The sequence below is a fragment of the Sphingomonas rhamnosi genome (genome assembly GCF_036663615.1).
Lineage (GTDB): Bacteria > Pseudomonadota > Alphaproteobacteria > Sphingomonadales > Sphingomonadaceae > Sphingomonas.
Map to the genome: position 1 here is coordinate 225,648 of NZ_JAXOJJ010000004.1, position 15,589 is coordinate 241,236.

Here is a 15,589-nt window from a genome sequence, read left to right on the forward strand (position 1 = left end):
ATAACGTCGCTCATTCGGCCGCGATCTGGCGTTCCGAGGACGGTCGCTCGGTGGTCATCGCGGTCGCCACCGCGCGTTCGAGACCGTTCAGGGTGAAGGGCTTGCGTAGCACCTCGCGCCCGCCGAATTCCCGCGCATTGGCCTCGCCCGCATAGCCGGTCACGAACAGCACCGCGATCTGCGGGTATAGCGGCGCCAGCGCGGCGATCATTTCCGGCCCGGTCTGGCGCGGCATCAGCACGTCGGAGATGATCAGATCGATACCCGGATGCGCGGCAAGGATCGCCGGTGCCGCGAGCGGATCGTCGCAGGGAATCGCGACATGCCCCAATTCCTCCAGCGCACCGGTCGTGGCGGTCAGCACGCGCGGGTCGTCCTCGACCACCAGGATCGTCAGCGCCCCCGGGAGCGCGCTGGCGACCTCCGGAGTCTCGACGATCGCGGGCGCGGGTGCGACGGTGGCATCGCGCGGCAGATACAAAGTGACCGTCGTGCCGATGCCGGGCGTGGAGTCGATCGCGATCTCGCCGTGCAACTGGCGGACCAGGCCGAAGATCTGGCTAAGCCCCAGGCCGGTGCCCTTGCCGGCCTCCTTGGTCGTGAAGAAGGGCTCGAACACGCGCTCGGCGATCTCGGGCGTCATCCCGGCGCCGGTGTCGCCGACCGCGAGCGTGACATAGTCGCCCGCGGCACATTCGCCGATCTCGTGCGCCGACAGAGCCACGGCGCCCGTCGCGATCGTCAGGATGCCACGCCCGTTCATCGCGTCGCGCGCGTTGACCGCGAGGTTGAGCACCGCATTTTCAAGTTGCACGCGGTCGCCGCGCACGCAGCCCGCCGCGGACTCGTCACGCGACACGATCATGATCGAATCGCCAAGCGTGCGGTCCAGCAGGTCCGACATGCCCGCCACCAGCGCGCCGATCGCGATGGTTTCCGACTTCAGCGAATCCTCGCGGCTGAACGCGAGCAGGCGGCGGGTCAGCGCGGCGGCGCGATTGGCGCCCTCGCTCGCGCTGTCGATATGGCGTTGTGCGGTCTTGGGATCGGTCGCGACGCAGCGTCGCGCGAGTTCGAGCCCGCCGAGCACAACCGCGAGCATATTGTTGAAATCATGCGCGATACCGCCGGTCAACTGGCCGACCGCCTCCATCTTCTGGATCTGGCGGATCTTGGTTTCCTGGACTCGCAGCTCGGTGGTCGCGCGTTCGACCGCCGCGCTCAACTCTGTCGCGCGTTCGCGTTCCAGTTCGGCATCGGCCTGCGCGGTGGCGCGCTCGCCGACTGCGCGGATTGTGAACCAGCCGAGCAGGATCGCGCCCAGCACGATCAGCACGCCGAACACGACCAGAATCCGCGCGACGCGGCTCGATCGCTCGACCGACGACAGCGCCGCGGCAGTCCGCGAATCGAGGATCGTCCGTTCGCGCGCGATCAGCCGGTCCAGCGTGGTGTTGATCTGCGCGAGCGTCGGCGCGGTGCCGGCGTGATAAAAGCGCGCATAGGCCTGCTGGTTCTTGCCGTAATTGGTGCTGAGCGCGGTCAGCGACAATTCGCGCCCGCGCGCTTCATAGACGGCGTGCAACGCGCGGATTTCTCCGCGTTGCTCGCGATTGTCGAAGGTCAGCTTCCCCAGCCGGTCGATCTGCGTGCCGGCCAGCACCCACTCGTCGAAATACAGCCGGCCCAGTTGCTTGTCCCCGCTGATGACGTAGCGACCGAGCGACGCCTCCGAGCGCGCGACGGTTCCCGAGAGCGTGCGCGCGAGGATCATCACGTCGTAGCTGTGCGCCTGCAGCGTCAAGGCGCGGTCACGTTGGCGGTTGGCGCTGCCCAGCGTGACGATCAGCGCGACGAGCACCGCCGCGCCCAATAGCCCCATCACGACGAGCGTGATGATTCGCCAGGTTGCTCCCCCCCCAGGCGCAGCGGTGTCGGCCTCGTCTTGCGTCACGCCGGGATCGTATCGCATCGCACGATAGCGCGAAAGTCAGCCGATCACGCCGACCGCGCGCCCCGCCGCCTGGAACATGGCAAGGATCGTCGCGACCTGTTCGTCGGTATGTTCGGCGCACAGCGAGCAGCGTAGCAGATAGGTGCCGGCGGGCGTCGCGGGCGGGCGCGCCATGTTGACGTACAGGCCGCCCTCCAACAGCACCTGCCAGATCGCGATCGCCTGCTCCTGGTCGCGCAGGATCACCGCGATGATCGCCGAATCGGGGGCGTCGGTGCCGAGCGCATAGCCCATCGCCTTCAACCCCGCGTGCATCGCGCGCGCGTTCTTCCAGAGCTGCGCGCGCTTGTCGTGCGCGGTCATCAGCTTGCGGATCGAGGTCGCGGCGGTCGCAACCACCGACGGCGGCAGCGACGCGGTGAAGATGTACGGACGGCAGGCGAAGCGGACCATCTCGAATTTCGGATGGTTCGACACCACGAACCCGCCGACCGTGCCGACCGACTTCGAAAACGTGCCGACGACGAAATCGACATCGTCGGTGAGGCCCATCTCCTCGTACACGCCGCGGCCGTTGGGGCCGAAAAAGCCCATCGAATGGGCTTCGTCGACCAGCACCATGCAGCAATGCTTCTTGGCGACCGCGACCATCTCCTTCAGCGGCGCGATGTCGCCGAGCATCGAATAGACGCCCTCCAGCACCACCAGCTTGCCGGCCTCAGCGGGCAGGCGGCCGAGGCGCTTGTCGAGGTCGTTGACGTCGTTGTGGCGGAACCGGACGATCTCGGCATTGCCCTGCTTGCAGCCGTCATAGATCGACGCGTGGCTATCGGCGTCGAGGATGACGTATTCGCCCTTGCCGGCGAGCGTCGAGATGATGCCGAGATTGGCCATGTACCCGGTCGAGAACACGATCGCCCCGGTCATGTCGTAGAAGTCGCGCAACGCCTGCTCGACATCGATATGGTCGTGGAACGTGCCGTTGAGCATCCGGCTGCCGTTGGTGCCCGACCCGAACGCGTCGAGCGCCTGCTTGCCGGCCTGGATCACGTCCGGATCGAACGTCATGCCCATGTAATTATAGGTACCGAGCAGGATCGTCTCCTTGCCGCGTATTACCGCCTGGGTCGGCGACTTCACCTCGTCCATCACGATCGTGAACGGGTTGCGCACACCGGAATTCACCAGCGCCTCGCGCTCGGCGATCAGGCCGTCGAATTTCGACATCAGGTCGCGTTCGGGCGCGACCGTCGGCGGATCGAGGGGAAGGGCGTGTGCGGTGGCGGCGGCTTCGGTCATGGTCTCATCCTCTGCCGTTCGTTCCGAGTAGCCATCGAGCATGTCGAGATGGTGTATCGAAGGACATCTACCTCGATACGAGCCCTCGACTTCGCTCGGTCTCTACTCGGCACGAAGGGAAATTGTTACGCCTTCAGCTTCGCAACCGCGTCGACCAACTGCCCGACGGTTTCGATCTCCGCCTGCATGTTCATCGTGATGATGATGTCGAATTCGTCCTCGATCGCGGCGACGAAATCCATCACGGTCAGGCTGTCCCATTCCAGATCGCCCTGGAAGGTCGTGGCATCGCTCAGCGCCACGCCCTTCTTGTTGAACGGTTCGATCTGCGCGGCGACGATGTCGTAGATCTGCTGGCGGTCGCTCATCATGGTCCTTCCGGGTGTCGCGCATGTCCTGACAGGCAAATGCGGCGGCTTTTCGGCGCTATAGCAGCCCCGCCGCGCGATACCATGCGGCCGTGATCGCGAGTGCATCCGGGGTCGGCACCGCGGCCTGCCACAGCGACGTGGGCGGCCTGCTGTGCGAGACCCAATCGGGATGGCAGAAATAGCGGACCCGGTCCGCCGTCAGCCGCGCCTTGCGTCGCCGTACCGCACGGTCGACGAACGACACCGCCTTCAGCACCGCGGGCGGCAGCGGGAGCGGCGTCACCGGAACGCCCATCGCCATCCCGATCGCCCGGATGAAATCGCGGTGGTCCCATCCCGTGGCCATGCCATCGTCGGGCTCGATGATGCGGCCGATCATCGTGGCGTCTTCCGCCAGCAGCAGCAGCAGCGCGGTCAGGTCCTCGACATAGAGCGCCGACATGCGGCCACCGGCGGGGGGCAAGGGCACGAACCTGTGCTTTGCCATCCGGAACAGTTCGAGGATTTCGGTGTCGCGCGGCCCGAAGATCGCCGGCGGCCGGACGATCGTCCAGTCCAGCCCGGACAGCCTCGTGCGCTCGTCGGCCTGCGCCTTCGACCAGCCATAGTCCGACAGCTCGGGTTCGCGGGCCGCAAGCGAAGAGACCGCGACGAACCGCCGGATGCCGGCCGCCTTGGTGGCGGCGACGATGCCCTCGGTCCCCGCGACATTGCCTTCGACGAAGCCGCGTCGGTCCGCGCTGACCACGCCTGCGACATGGATCACCGCGTCGGCGCCTGCAACCAGCTTGCCGAGACTGATCGGCCGATCGAGTGCACCCTCGATCCAGGTCACACCGGTTCGCGGCGCCTGCGGCTTGCGCGCCAGCGCGCGGATGGTGTGACCGCTCTCCAGCGCGTGATCGATCAGGTGGCTGCCGACGAACCCGGTGCCGCCGGTGATGGCCAGGATCACAGCAGCGCCAGATGGTTGCGGTGCACCAAAGCCGAGCGGGGCGCATAACCCAGCAGGTCGGCATGCTCCTCGCTGCGCCGGCCGAGCAGCCGGCCGACATCCGCAGCGTCATATTCGGCAAGGCCGCGCGCGATCGTCCCCGCAGGGCCTTCGATCGTGACCAGATCACCCCGCACGAATCCCCCCGCAATCTGCGTCGCACCCGCAGCGAGCAGGCTGCCGCCCTTGGCCAGCGCCTGCGCTGCGCCGGCATCGACATGGATCGCGCCCTTGGCGGTCAATCCGCCGGCAAGCCACGCTTTCCGCGCCGTCGCCGTCCGTTCGGCGGCGAACAGCGTGTGGCGGGCAGGAGTCGACAACGGATTCGCGATCCGCCCCGACGCGATCGCCAGCGGAATGCCCGCACCCGTCGCGATCCGCGCCGCAGCGATCTTCGACGCCATCCCGCCCGATCCCATGCCGGAGCCCGATCCGCCATCAGCCATCTCCGCAATGCCCGTATCGATTCGCGCGACGTGCGGAATGTGACGTGCGTCGGGGTTGCTCGTCGGGTTGGCGTCGTACAGCCCGTCTACGTCGGACAACAGCAATACCCCCTGTGCGCCGGCCGCCTGCGCCACGCGCGCCGCGAGCCGGTCATTGTCGCCGAACCGGATTTCCTCGGTCGCGACGCTGTCATTCTCGTTGATCACCGGCACCACCCGCAACGCCAGCAGCCGGTTGAGCGTTGCAGCCGCGTTCAGATAACGCCGACGATCCTCGAGGTCATCGAGCGTGACCAGCATCTGTGCCGCGTTGAGCCCCTGCGCGCCGAGCAGCTCCGCCCAGGTCTGCGACAGTGCGATCTGTCCGGTCGCGGCGGCCGCCTGCGCATCCTCCAGGCTCGCCCGCCCGCCCTTCGCCAGACCCAGCCGCCGCGCCCCGAGCGCGATCGCGCCCGACGACACGACCGCGACCTGCTGCCCCGCCTGCGCCCGCGCACCGATATCGGCGACCAGGCTCGCAAGCCAGTCGCGCCGCACGCCGCCATCGGGATCGACGAGCAACGCCGACCCGACCTTGACGATCAGCCGCGCACAGCTGGCGGGGGGGAAGATCACCGCCGAAACGTTCCGTCATGCCGGACCTGTTCCGGCATCCACCGCGCGGGAGGAGCCGAAGCCTCGGGATAGGCGGCACGGTGGACCCCGGACCAAGTCCGGGGTGACGACGGCGCTACACCGGCGACCACTGGATTTCTTCTTCGCCCGCATCGGTGTCGGGCGACGCGTCCGCGGCTGGCCCGATCGCCTCGATCAGCGTGTCGAGCACCGCATCGACGCCCGCGCCGCTCGCGCCGGACAACGCCATCACCGGGGCGCCGCTGGCCTCGGCCAGTTCCGCCGACAGCGCCGCGATCAGCTCGGCATCGAGCATGTCGATCTTGTTGAGCGCGACGACGACCTTCTTGTCGGTCAGCCCCGCGCCGTAATTCTCGAGCTCGTCGCGCACCACGCGGTAGGATTCGGCGACATCCTTGTCGTTCGCATCGACCAGATGCAGCAGCACCCGGCACCGTTCGATATGCCCGAGGAACCGGTCGCCGATCCCCGCGCCCTCGGCGGCGCCCGCGATCAGGCCGGGAATATCGGCGATCACGAACTCACGCTGCTTGTGCCGCACCACGCCCAGCTGCGGGCGCGTGGTGGTGAAGGCATATTCGCCGACCTTGGCCTGCGCGTTCGACACTTGGTTGATGAAGGTCGACTTGCCCGCATTGGGCAGTCCGACCAGACCCGCATCGGCGAGCAGCTTCAACCGCAGCCACACCCACGCTTCCTCGAACGGCCAGCCCGTGCCGTGCTGGCGCGGGGTGCGGTTCGTGGACGTCTTGTAGCTGGCGTTACCGCGCCCGCCGTCGCCGCCGCGGAAGAATACCTCGCGCTGCCCCGCCTTGGTGAAGTCGAGCAGCACCTGCTCCTTGTCCTCGGACAGCACCTGCGTGCCGACCGGAACGCGGATGATCAGGTCGTCGCCCCCGCCGCCGGTGCGGTTCGATCCCGATCCGCCATGGCCACGCTGCGCGCGGAAATGCTGGGTGTAGCGAAAGTCGATCAGCGTGTTGAGGCCGGCGATGGCTTCGAAGATGATGTCGCCGCCCTTGCCGCCATTACCGCCGTCGGGGCCGCCATATTCGATGAACTTCTCGCGCCGGAAACTGACGGCGCCGGGGCCGCCCTCGCCCGAACGTACGTAGATCTTGGCCTGGTCTAGAAAATGCATCGCCGTCCCATAGCGAAATGCGCGAATTTCGCCAGCCTTGCGGTGGAGGCGCTCCGCCTCGCCCTACAGTCCTATCCCGTCACCCCGATTTTGTCAGGATGACGGGAAGCAGGTCCAGGAATACGTCACGCCGCGATTTGCATCGGCGGTCGGTCGTCATCCCGGTCCAGCGCGCATTCCAGCACTGCGCACGGGATGTCGCCGCCGCGCCCGACGCTGTGCAACGCCCCCCGCCCGACTTCGCGAAAGCCGAGCTTGCGCAGCACCTTGGCCGACGCCGGATTGTCGAGCGCGTGGCGCGCGACGAGCTTGCGCAGGCCCAGCGCGTGGCGCGCGATATGCAGCATCGCGCGTCCGGCCTCGGTCGCATAGCCGCGGCCCCAGGCATCGGGGGTCAGCCAATAGCCGAGCTCATGGGAATCGCCGTCGCGCATCAGTTCGATACCGCCGACGAGTCGCGGCGTATCGCCGTCCATCGCCTCGATCAGGAAGCGTGGCTGATGCGGGCCGCGGGGCAGCGACAGAAATGCCTCCGCATCGGCAACGTCATAGGGCCATGGCACCCGGGCCAGCATCGTTGCGACGCGCTCATGCGCGATCGCCTGCGCGAGCGCGGGCGCGTCCTCGGGCCAGCCGGGCCTGAGCGTCAGTCTCTTGGTGCGCGCGAACATTGCTCTCTTCCTCTCGCGTCGTCGGCTGCGCCCTTGCCACGTCGGGATGACGGGACGGCGACAGACCAAGGGGAGGGAGCAATAAAAAAGGGAGCCGAGGTGACCCGGCTCCCTTGTTTGGCTGGTCCGCTCTCGCAGACCCCGGATCACCCTGGTGGGCAACCCGGCTGGTTACCCGATGTTATTCGGCTGCAATCGCAACGTCGGCGTCGTTCGCCGGCATCTCGACCGAACAGAATTTACGACCGAGCTTGCCCTTGCTGAACAGCACGCGGCCGTCGACCAGCGCGAACAGCGTGTGGTCCGTGCCGATGCCGACATTGGTGCCCGGATAGAATTTGGTCCCGCGCTGGCGCACGAGGATGTTGCCGGCAACGCATTCCTGCCCGCCGAACTTCTTGACGCCGAGGCGACGACCGGCCGAATCGCGACCGTTGCGCGAAGAGCCGCCTGCTTTCTTATGTGCCATCTGAAGCTACTCCTTATGCCTGAGCGGCCGGGGCGTCAGCCGCGGTGCTCTGGGTCTGGGCCTTTGCGGTCTCGCCGCCAACCGACAGGATCTTCAGGATCGTGTGCTGCTGGCGATGGCCGTTCTTGCGGCGATAATTGTGACGGCGACGCTTCTTGAAGACGATGACCTTGTCCGCCTTCGCCTGCGCGATGATCTCTGCGGCGACGGTGAAACCTTCGACCGAACGCAGCTCCGAGCCTTCGCCCGCGAGCAGCACGTCACCCAGCGTCACCGACGCACCTGCATCGCCCTCGATCTTCTCGACGACGATCTTATCTCCGGCGGCGACGCGATACTGCTTGCCGCCCGTGCGCACGACTGCGAACATGGCTCTTGTCACTTTCCAAATACATGTACCCCACGCGCCGAGGCTCGCCGGGAGAAGCCGGGGAGCTAGGCAAGAGGGGCGGTCCTGTCAACCGCAAAGGGGCGGAAACGGATAGAATCTGTGATGCCTAAAGCGCGATGCTCTCAAGTCGGAAGCAATCGAGGCGGTAGCTGAGAACAAATCTGTGGCGAAGAACGCTGCGGCTTGGCTTTGCCGGTTCATGGGCACACCGACGCGCAAAACGCTCGCTCTTTCCATTCTCGGCGCTTCCATGCGCCGCGACAGCGATTGCGCCAGGATAACTGCCCGGCACCGCGCCGAGAAGCATCGTCGCCGCGGCATCAAGAATTACAAGCTAGGGAACGGGGATTCGTGCGCCGGCCAACCTAAGGGGAAGGCGGCGCGCGGGGGCAAGGACGATCGTCTTTGGGCCGTCGACATATCAGGCGGTCTGGCTCGTCGCCTGCGTCCGCCACCAGCGCCGCAGACTCAGTTCGCACTGAACAAGTTCAGCGCGTCAGCTCAATATCGCGCAATGTCTGACCGGATGCGGCCGCCGCAGGGCCATCTGTCCCGATACCCATCTGTTGCGGACAAAAAAATAGCGGCCCGAAGGCCGCTATTTCCCAGTTCCTAAGCGAAAAGCTTAGTTGCTGTCCGAGTTGTCATCGCTGTCAGCAACGATAACGATGCCCGCAACAACGGCTGCCGCTGCGAGAACCGCAACGATGATGCCGCCGCCAGCGGCGTTGTTCTTCTTGGCCGAAACCGCGCCAACGCGGACCGACTTCGAAACCGACAGGCTGGCTGCCGAGTTGGCAGGTGCTGCCACGGCCGGAGCAACTGCCATCGTGGCTGCTGCTGCGGTCAAGAGATACTTCCCAAGACGCATGTTAAAACTCCCATTGTGCTCGTCGCCTGACGCACTGGCACGAAACCCGTTACGAGGCAACCGATGTAACTCGCTCAGTTTGGAAGTGTTCCATACTGTTGCGGCAGTGCAACACGCACCACGGTTCAAGACTATAACGCCAGGACGTAGCAGGAAAAGACAAATATCATCCGCCGGTGCATTTATGCGACGATCGGATCGATGGTCGTTTCAAGATGCCATAGCTGTGCCCCTTCGAGGGCCAGGGCCGTTAAACGTCCCGTGGTGTAGGCACCGGTATCGATACCGATCCGGTGCGGACGCGTCTCGATCTTCTCGGTAATCGTGTGGCCATGCACGACCATCTTCTCAAGCGGTGTGCGATGGTCGAGGAACGGATCGCGGATCCAACGCAGATCGCTGCCGCGCTGTGCCTCGAGCGCGGTGTCGGGTCGGACGCCGGCGTGCACAAAGGCATAGTCGCCGATGACGATCATATCTTCGAACCGCTCGAAGAACGCACGGTGCGCGGCGGGCACGAGCTCGCCCATTCGCGCCACCAGTTCGTCGTAATCTAGCCGCTCATATTCCACCGCATCCATGCCGTAGCTAAGCAAGGTTTCGCGACCCCCGATGCGACAGAACAACCGCAGCGCCTTCGATTCGCCGTCCAACGCCCCCAGGAAAATCTCTTCGTGATTGCCGAGAAGAAACCGGACGCGCGGACGGGCATCGGCGAGCGCGATGAGCCGGTCGATCACCGCGGCCGACGCCGGCCCGCGGTCGACAAGGTCGCCGAGGAAGATGATGGTCGTTTCCGCGGGATCGCGCGCCGCATCGTCGGCTTCGATTTGACCGAGCAAATCGTCGAGCATGTCGGCACAGCCGTGGATGTCACCGACGGCATACACGCGTTGCCCGGCAGGAATCGCGGGCACGAGCTCTGCGGGACGACGACGGGACGAGAAAAGCTTGGAAATCATGAGGCTGGACTATCTGGGGAGGGGGCCGGATACTGCGAAACGTGGCGTTCTGCAACGCGCGGTCCGGGCTGACGCATGCCCTGATACCGGCTATGCGGCGCGCATGTCCATGTTTGTCCGTCTGTTGCCAGTCCTCCTCCTCGGTGCTGCACCCGTGCCGAAGGAGGAAGTCCCGCCGCGTGCGTTCTTCGAAGCGCTGCGTACCGCCGATCTGCGTCTGGCGACGATCGCCTACCGATTGACGACCGCCAACGCCGCGCTGTGCGACCGATTGCAGCCCGAGCTCGGCATGCCGATCCACGCACTGTCGCAATATGGCGCGGATTCGCGCGCTAACGCGACGGCTGTGTTCGGGTTCGAATCGGTCGTCGGGGTCGAGGGCGTCGTCGCCGGCGGACCCGCGGCGCGTGCGGGGATCCAGGGTGGCGATTCGATCGCGGCGATCGACGGCCGCGCCCAGCCGAGCCTCGCGGCGATGAAAGGTGATGGTCCTGCCGATCGCGATACGGCTGAAGCGCTGATCACCGGCCGGTCGCCGCGCGCGCCCATCGCGCTCTCGCTGCTCCGCGACGGACGTGGGCGCGACGTGTCGGTAACGCCGATCCCGGGCTGTCGCTCGCGCTTCGAAATCCTGCTGGGAAGCGGATTGGGCGCGAGCGCCGACGGTGCGATCGTCCAGATCGGCGAGGGCTTCTTCGAGGGATATGACGATGCTGAGATCGCGGTGATCGTCGCGCATGAACTCGCGCACAACATCCTGCGGCACCGCGCCCGGCTCGATGCGGCGAAGATCAATCGGGGGCTGCTCGCCGAACTCGGGCGTAACGGGCGTCTGATCCGCGAGACCGAGAATGATGCCGACCGGCTTGGTGTCTACCTGCTCGCCAATGCGGGCTATGATCCGATGGCGGCACCGACCTTTTGGCGTGAGAAGGGCGGCGACATCGACGGAGGCCTGTTCCGCAGTCGCACGCACGCGTCGTCCAAGGCGCGCGCGGAGGTGCTGGAAGCCGTCGCGCGCGAAATCGCGGCAACGCCCAAGCGTCCAATCGTGCCGGCAATCCTCGCCACGCGCGATGTGCCCCTGCGATAGCACGTGATTGATGCCGTGCCTTGCGGAACGCTATGCGTTCAGTTCGCAAGGCGCAGCGCTTCGCCCGCGGTAGCGCGCCGCTGGTCCGACAAGATTCCACGCGTGTCGAGCACCACCTTGCCTGTCCACTCCTCCAGCGGAAGTGAGCGGAACACGGGCGGCAAGCGTCCCCCGCCATCGCGGAGCACGACGACCATGTCGGGGTGATCCGCTTCCATTACTTCGCACAACCCCGTCAGCAGCCGCGCGGTCGGCCGGTCGAGCGTCTGGCCAGGCTCCATGATATCGAGATCGATGTCGGGAACCAGATCGGCGATTGCGAGAACTTAGTCGAGCACCCCACCATGTTGCGCCGCTACGCCTGTGCGACGACGAGCCCCGCTGTGGTCGAGAGCGCGCGGACGACCGGGAAGAGTTTGATGGCTTCGGGGCGCGTGCCGAAGATGACCAGGATTTTCATACAATCGTTCTTACGCGTGGTCGCTTAAAGACGCCCTAACCTAGTGCGCTGCAGCACCGAATTGCGGATCACGTAGGGGCACGATACTGATATGCGATATTTTTCCCAGGAGTAACCGATGCCGATCAAGCCGCTGCGCAAGGCCGTGTTTCCGGTCGCCGGTCTCGGCACTCGCTTCCTGCCCGCGACCAAGGCGATGCCGAAGGAAATGCTGACGGTCGTGGACAAGCCGTTGATCCAGTATGCGGTTGAGGAAGCGCTGGAAGCCGGGATCGAGCAGATCATCTTCGTGACCGGCCGCAACAAGGGCTCGCTCGAAGACCATTTCGACATCTCCTACGAACTCGAAGACACGATGCGCGCACGCGGCAAGTCGCTCGATCCCATCCACGGTATCCGCATGAAGCCGGGCTCGCCCGTCTATATCCGTCAGCAGGAACCGCTCGGGCTCGGTCACGCGGTATGGTGCGCGCGCGAAATCGTCGGCGACGAGCCGTTCGCAGTGCTTCTGCCCGATGAACTCATGGTCGGGCAGCCCGGCTTCATGAAGCAGATGGTCGAGGCGTATAATCAGGTCGGCGGCAACGTGATCGGCGCGCTCGAGGTTAGCGATTCGGAAACCGACAAATACGGGATCATCTCGCCGGGGGCGATCGATGGTCGTCTGACCGAGGTCACCGCGCTCGTCGAAAAGCCCAAGCGCGGCACCGCGCCGTCGAACCTGATGATTCCCGGCCGGTATATCCTGCAGCCAGAAGTGATGCGGATCCTGGAAAACCAGGAAAAGGGTGCCGGCGGCGAAATCCAGCTGACTGACGCGATGGCCCAACTGATCGGCCGTCAGCCGTTCCACGGCTTCACCTTCGATGGCCAGCGCTACGATTGCGGCGACAAGGCGGGATACATTCAGGCCAACCTCGCGATCGCGCTCGAACGCGACGACATCGGAAGCGTGGTGCGCGCGTTCATGGAAGACCTGCTCGCGCGTTGAACGTGGTCCGTACCGCGCCGGGCCCCGCTACGGCGCGTTGGCCACACCACAAGCCGCACATCCGATGTCCTTGGGCAGGCGGATCGTGCGGAAGCGCAGGGCGAGCAGATCGACGATCAGCAGTTTACCGGCAGGATCGTCGCCGAATGGCGCGATCGCCCGGAGCACCTCAAGCGCTGCGAGACTACCGAGCACGCCGGTGACCGGGCCAAGGATGCCGTCCTCTGCGCAGCTGGCTTCAGCGCGTTCGGGCGATTCGCCGACAAAGCACCGATAGCACGGCTTGTCCGTTTCCCAGCCGCGATAGACCCCGAGCTGGCCCTCGAACTGGCCGACGGCCGCGGACACCAACGGGATTTGCAACGCGTGCGCGGCATCGGCGACGATGAAGCGCGTGGCGAAATTGTCGCAACCGTCGAGAACGACGTCGACGCCCTGTAGCATCCCCGTGACGGTGTCGCGGTCCAGCCGAATGCGGTGTGGTTCGACCGTGACGTGCGGGTTGATCCGCGCAGCGGCGGTGGCAGCGGCGTCGACCTTCGCTCTGCCCGTGTCGGCGGTGGTGAAGATCGTCTGGCGCTGGAGGTTGGAAAGCTCGACCTGGTCGTCGTCGATCAGCACCATGCGGCCGACCCCGGCAGCGGCAAGATACTGGATCGCTGGCGATCCGATCCCGCCGGCCCCCACGATCGCGACCGAGGCAGCCTTCAGCCGCGTCTGGCCTGCACCGCCGAACTCCTTCAACACGATATGCCGCGCATAGCGTGCCAGTTCGTCGTCCGACAGCGTCACTGGCTCCACGCGAACGTCATGTTCGTGCGGTACCAGGTGTCCGTCAGCGCGCCGCGGACATCGACATTGTCACGTGCGCTGCCGAGCACGAGCCCGGCGGCATATTGCTCGACGGTCGGGCAGTGGATCGCGCGCGGCGTGACCCGGCGCACGCGCCCCGCGGGCGTCGCCAGCACGGCAAGGTCGATCGTGAGCGACCAACCTTGGATCGATGACGTCGCGGCGGCGCAGCGGCCCGCAGCAACCTCGGCACGCACGAACGCGGATAGGTCGCGTGCGGACAGGTCGGACGAGGATGCGGGGCGGCGAAGGCGCAGGATCGGCAATGTGCTCCAATCCTGCGGCGCGATCTGCGCAGCGCTGGTTGACTGGGTCGGGACGGCGACCGGTGGCGCCAGTTGCGCGAGGAGAAACAGCGCGGCGATCATCGCCCGGTCGATCCGAACCCATCGGCGCCGCGCGCGGTATCGTCGAGCTCGGTCACGAGAGCGAGCGTCGCACGCAGCACCGCGGCGGGGACGAGCTGCGCGATGCGGTCGCCGCGCGCGATTTCGAACGCGTCCTGACCTAGGTTGACGAGGATGATCTTCACTTCGCCGCGATAGTCGCTGTCGATCGTCCCGGGCGTGTTGAGACAGGTCACGCCGTGCTTGAGCGCGAGGCCCGAACGCGGCCGGACCTGCACCTCATGTCCTTCGGGAATCGCGATCGCAAAACCGGTGGCCACCGCAGCGCGCGCACCGGGCGCGAGCGTCAGCGCCTCGGCCGCGACGATGTCCAGCCCGGCCGCGCCGTCGCTGGCATGGGCCGGCAGAGCGAGACCTTCGCCGTGCGGCAGGCGCTTAAACTGGATGCGGATCATGCGCCACCTTGTAGCGCATCGGCGATACGCTCCGCCAGCTTTGCGGCGACGACCTGCTTGGGCAACCGCTCCCAGCTCTCGACGCCCGCCGCGGTCACGAGATGGACGGTGTTCGCCGCGCCGCCCATCACGTCGCCCGATACGTCGTTGGCGACGATCCAGTCGGCTTGCTTGCGCGCACGCTTGGCGACCGCGTGTTCGATCACGCGTTCGGTCTCGGCGGCGAACCCGACGACCAGCGCGGGCCGGTCATGCGCTTGCGCGAGTGTCGCGAGGATATCGGGGTTCTCGGCGAGCGTTAGCACCGGGGTGCCGCTCCCCTTCTTCATCTTCTGCGCGGCGGCGACGACGTGCCAATCGGCGACCGCGGCGACCATCACTGCGGCGTCGGCGGGAAGCGCACGCGAAACCGCGTCGGCCATCTGTCGCGCGGTTTCGACGTCGATACGATCGACGCCCGGCGGCGTGGCCAATGCGACGGGACCGGCGACGAGCGTCACCCGCGCGCCGAGTCGGGCAAGCGCCTCGGCGATCGCGAAGCCCTGTCGGCCCGACGAACGGTTGGCGAGATAGCGCACCGGGTCGATCGGCTCGTGCGTCGGACCGGCGGTGACGAGGACGTGCTTGCCGGCGAGGCGGGGCGGGGAGGCGCCGAGCATGGCCTCGATGGCGTCGGCGATCGCCTCGGGTTGCGGAAGCCGCCCGGCGCCGAACTCGCCGCACGCCATCGGGCCTTCGTCGGGCTCCATGAGGGTGACACCATCGGCGCGGAGTTGGGCGACGTTGCGAACGGTGGCGACATGGCTCCACATCCGGACGTTCATCGCGGGGGCGGCGAGCACGGGCTTGTCGGTCGCGAGCAGTACGGTCGTGGCGAGATCGTTCGCGAGCCCCGCGGCCATCCGCGCGAGCAAATCGGCGGTGGCGGGCACGACGACGATCAGGTCGGCTTCGCGGCTGAGCTGGATATGACCCATCTCGGCTTCGTCCTTCAGGTCCCACAACGTCGTGTAGACCTTATCCTCGCTCAGCGCGGCGAGGGTCATCGGCGTGACGAAGTGATGCGCGGATTCGGTGAGGACGCAGCGAACCGCGTGCCCGCGCTTCTTCAGCAGACGGATGAGTTCGGCGGCTTTGTAGGCGGCAATGCCGCCGCCGACGATCAGGAGGATACGCTTCATCAGCG

18 protein-coding genes are annotated in these 15,589 nt (G+C 66.3%); 2 read left to right on the plus strand and 16 right to left on the minus strand.

The genetic code is table 11. The features are described 5' to 3' along the window. Positions 1–10: 10 nt before the first annotated feature. The 11 genes from U1701_RS10680 to U1701_RS10730 all read right to left on the minus strand — a co-directional run bounded on the left by U1701_RS10680 (position 11) and on the right by U1701_RS10730 (position 10,205). The gene (locus U1701_RS10680; protein WP_332782550.1) at positions 11–1,972 is read right to left on the minus strand and encodes an ATP-binding protein; all 1,962 of its coding nucleotides are present in this window, start codon (positions 1,970–1,972) and stop codon (positions 11–13) included. An 18-nt stretch (positions 1,973–1,990) separates the two neighbouring features. Then, the gene (gene spt / locus U1701_RS10685) at positions 1,991–3,253 is read right to left on the minus strand and encodes a serine palmitoyltransferase (protein ID WP_332782551.1); all 1,263 of its coding nucleotides are present in this window, start codon (positions 3,251–3,253) and stop codon (positions 1,991–1,993) included. A 125-nt stretch (positions 3,254–3,378) separates the two neighbouring features. Next, positions 3,379–3,621, minus strand: coding sequence for an acyl carrier protein (locus U1701_RS10690; RefSeq protein ID WP_332782552.1), 243 nt, complete (start codon positions 3,619–3,621; stop codon positions 3,379–3,381). A 58-nt stretch (positions 3,622–3,679) separates the two neighbouring features. Further along, positions 3,680–4,579 carry an NAD-dependent epimerase/dehydratase family protein gene (locus U1701_RS10695; RefSeq protein ID WP_332782553.1) on the minus strand — a complete coding sequence of 300 codons (900 nt, stop codon included), beginning with the start codon at positions 4,577–4,579 and terminating at the stop codon, positions 3,680–3,682. Beyond that, the gene (proB, locus tag U1701_RS10700; RefSeq protein ID WP_332782554.1) at positions 4,576–5,679 is read right to left on the minus strand and encodes a glutamate 5-kinase; all 1,104 of its coding nucleotides are present in this window, start codon (positions 5,677–5,679) and stop codon (positions 4,576–4,578) included. The genes U1701_RS10695 and proB overlap by 4 nt, the downstream gene beginning before the upstream one ends. A 115-nt stretch (positions 5,680–5,794) precedes the next feature. Then, entirely contained in the window at positions 5,795–6,841 is a 1,047-nt protein-coding gene (gene obgE, locus U1701_RS10705) for a GTPase ObgE (RefSeq protein ID WP_332782555.1), read from the minus strand. Between the two features lie 125 nt (positions 6,842–6,966). Next, a complete protein-coding gene (locus tag U1701_RS10710; RefSeq protein ID WP_332782556.1) occupies positions 6,967–7,512 on the minus strand; it encodes a GNAT family N-acetyltransferase in 546 nt (181 codons plus the stop codon). Between the two features lie 181 nt (positions 7,513–7,693). Then, the gene (gene rpmA / locus U1701_RS10715) at positions 7,694–7,981 is read right to left on the minus strand and encodes a 50S ribosomal protein L27 (protein ID WP_332782557.1); all 288 of its coding nucleotides are present in this window, start codon (positions 7,979–7,981) and stop codon (positions 7,694–7,696) included. 13 nt (positions 7,982–7,994) lie between these two features. Further along, the gene (gene rplU / locus U1701_RS10720) at positions 7,995–8,351 is read right to left on the minus strand and encodes a 50S ribosomal protein L21 (RefSeq protein ID WP_332782558.1); all 357 of its coding nucleotides are present in this window, start codon (positions 8,349–8,351) and stop codon (positions 7,995–7,997) included. Positions 8,352–8,997: 646 nt separating this feature from the next. Then, positions 8,998–9,243: a hypothetical protein gene (locus tag U1701_RS10725; protein WP_332782559.1), complete on the minus strand. Its 246-nt coding sequence runs from the start codon at positions 9,241–9,243 to the stop codon at positions 8,998–9,000. Between the two features lie 182 nt (positions 9,244–9,425). Then, complete coding sequence (locus U1701_RS10730) at positions 9,426–10,205, minus strand: metallophosphoesterase family protein (protein ID WP_332782560.1); 780 nt, start codon at positions 10,203–10,205, stop codon at positions 9,426–9,428. A gap of 103 nt (positions 10,206–10,308) precedes the next feature. On the opposite strand from U1701_RS10730, the gene U1701_RS10735 reads away from it, so the two are divergent. Continuing rightward, positions 10,309–11,298: a M48 family metallopeptidase gene (locus U1701_RS10735; protein WP_332782561.1), complete on the plus strand. Its 990-nt coding sequence runs from the start codon at positions 10,309–10,311 to the stop codon at positions 11,296–11,298. A 38-nt stretch (positions 11,299–11,336) separates the two neighbouring features. Here the strand turns inward: U1701_RS10735 and U1701_RS10740 are convergent, their stop codons facing one another. Continuing rightward, positions 11,337–11,579 carry a hypothetical protein gene (locus U1701_RS10740; RefSeq protein ID WP_332782562.1) on the minus strand — a complete coding sequence of 81 codons (243 nt, stop codon included), beginning with the start codon at positions 11,577–11,579 and terminating at the stop codon, positions 11,337–11,339. 297 nt (positions 11,580–11,876) lie between these two features. Here U1701_RS10740 and galU point away from each other — a divergent pair, with 297 nt between their 5' ends. Beyond that, positions 11,877–12,749, plus strand: coding sequence for a UTP--glucose-1-phosphate uridylyltransferase GalU (gene galU, locus U1701_RS10745; RefSeq protein WP_332782563.1), 873 nt, complete (start codon positions 11,877–11,879; stop codon positions 12,747–12,749). 27 nt (positions 12,750–12,776) lie between these two features. Here the strand turns inward: galU and U1701_RS10750 are convergent, their stop codons facing one another. The 4 genes from U1701_RS10750 to coaBC are packed head-to-tail and all read right to left on the minus strand — an operon-like array spanning position 12,777 to position 15,584. Continuing rightward, a complete protein-coding gene (locus tag U1701_RS10750; protein ID WP_332782731.1) occupies positions 12,777–13,541 on the minus strand; it encodes a HesA/MoeB/ThiF family protein in 765 nt (254 codons plus the stop codon). Then, positions 13,538–13,969 carry a hypothetical protein gene (locus U1701_RS10755; RefSeq protein WP_332782564.1) on the minus strand — a complete coding sequence of 144 codons (432 nt, stop codon included), beginning with the start codon at positions 13,967–13,969 and terminating at the stop codon, positions 13,538–13,540. Before U1701_RS10755 ends, U1701_RS10750 begins: the two co-directional genes overlap by 4 nt. Then, positions 13,966–14,403 (minus strand): dUTP diphosphatase, encoded by a 438-nt coding sequence (gene dut / locus U1701_RS10760; protein ID WP_332782565.1) that lies wholly within the window; start codon positions 14,401–14,403, stop codon positions 13,966–13,968. Before dut ends, U1701_RS10755 begins: the two co-directional genes overlap by 4 nt. Then, the gene (gene coaBC / locus U1701_RS10765; RefSeq protein ID WP_332782566.1) at positions 14,400–15,584 is read right to left on the minus strand and encodes a bifunctional phosphopantothenoylcysteine decarboxylase/phosphopantothenate--cysteine ligase CoaBC; all 1,185 of its coding nucleotides are present in this window, start codon (positions 15,582–15,584) and stop codon (positions 14,400–14,402) included. Before coaBC ends, dut begins: the two co-directional genes overlap by 4 nt. Positions 15,585–15,589: the final 5 nt, after the last annotated feature.

Bases quoted from the DNA above. Each gene is read 5' to 3' on its own strand.
- U1701_RS10680 (WP_332782550.1), bottom strand. From the start codon at position 1,972: ATGCGATACGATCCCGGCGTGACGCAAGACGAGGCCGACACCGCTGCG.
- spt (WP_332782551.1), bottom strand. From the start codon at position 3,253: ATGACCGAAGCCGCCGCCACCGCACACGCCCTTCCCCTCGATCCGCCG.
- U1701_RS10690 (WP_332782552.1), bottom strand. From the start codon at position 3,621: ATGAGCGACCGCCAGCAGATCTACGACATCGTCGCCGCGCAGATCGAA.
- obgE (WP_332782555.1), bottom strand. From the start codon at position 6,841: ATGCATTTTCTAGACCAGGCCAAGATCTACGTACGTTCGGGCGAGGGC.
- U1701_RS10710 (WP_332782556.1), bottom strand. From the start codon at position 7,512: ATGTTCGCGCGCACCAAGAGACTGACGCTCAGGCCCGGCTGGCCCGAG.
- rpmA (WP_332782557.1), bottom strand. From the start codon at position 7,981: ATGGCACATAAGAAAGCAGGCGGCTCTTCGCGCAACGGTCGCGATTCG.
- rplU (WP_332782558.1), bottom strand. From the start codon at position 8,351: ATGTTCGCAGTCGTGCGCACGGGCGGCAAGCAGTATCGCGTCGCCGCC.
- U1701_RS10725 (WP_332782559.1), bottom strand. From the start codon at position 9,243: ATGCGTCTTGGGAAGTATCTCTTGACCGCAGCAGCAGCCACGATGGCA.
- U1701_RS10730 (WP_332782560.1), bottom strand. From the start codon at position 10,205: ATGATTTCCAAGCTTTTCTCGTCCCGTCGTCGTCCCGCAGAGCTCGTG.
- U1701_RS10735 (WP_332782561.1), top strand. From the start codon at position 10,309: ATGTCCATGTTTGTCCGTCTGTTGCCAGTCCTCCTCCTCGGTGCTGCA.
- U1701_RS10740 (WP_332782562.1), bottom strand. From the start codon at position 11,579: ATGGAGCCTGGCCAGACGCTCGACCGGCCGACCGCGCGGCTGCTGACG.
- galU (WP_332782563.1), top strand. From the start codon at position 11,877: ATGCCGATCAAGCCGCTGCGCAAGGCCGTGTTTCCGGTCGCCGGTCTC.
- U1701_RS10755 (WP_332782564.1), bottom strand. From the start codon at position 13,969: ATGATCGCCGCGCTGTTTCTCCTCGCGCAACTGGCGCCACCGGTCGCC.
- dut (WP_332782565.1), bottom strand. From the start codon at position 14,403: ATGATCCGCATCCAGTTTAAGCGCCTGCCGCACGGCGAAGGTCTCGCT.
- coaBC (WP_332782566.1), bottom strand. From the start codon at position 15,584: ATGAAGCGTATCCTCCTGATCGTCGGCGGCGGCATTGCCGCCTACAAA.